Source organism: Vibrio ichthyoenteri ATCC 700023, assembly GCF_000222605.1.
GTDB classification, from domain to species: domain Bacteria; phylum Pseudomonadota; class Gammaproteobacteria; order Enterobacterales; family Vibrionaceae; genus Vibrio; species Vibrio ichthyoenteri.
In genome coordinates, this window is the sequence record NZ_AFWF01000132.1 from 1 (window position 1) to 347 (window position 347).

General features: G+C 29.7%; 1 protein-coding gene. It reads right to left on the reverse strand.

The features are described from left to right. Positions 1-28: 28 nt before the first annotated feature. On the reverse strand, positions 29-347 hold a 319-nt coding region (locus RH85_RS22965; RefSeq protein ID WP_160162458.1), incomplete at its 5' end, for a hypothetical protein.

Sequence of the window (347 nt, forward strand, 5' to 3'; positions counted from 1 at the left end):
TTTAGTTTTAGGCATGAGGCTACAGACTTTAATTCTGTTTTAATTCCATTTCTACCTCTTTTATAATACTTGAAACAATATCATCCAAGTTAGATTTAGTGAGAAATGTGTTAATTCCTTGTTTTTGACAATAGTGCTGTAATTTGTTGTTACATATTTTGTGCATATCATCATTTACGAACTTAAAATAATCTTCCCTTATCTGTTTTGGAATGTTCAAAAAAACACCTTTTTTATCTATTTTACTTTTTATTGCAGCAATTAATCCACTACTACCAGCAGGGACACCGCTTAATCCCAATAAATTTGTAGCACGCTGATTAGCTTTTTTTGATATTTCCATAATG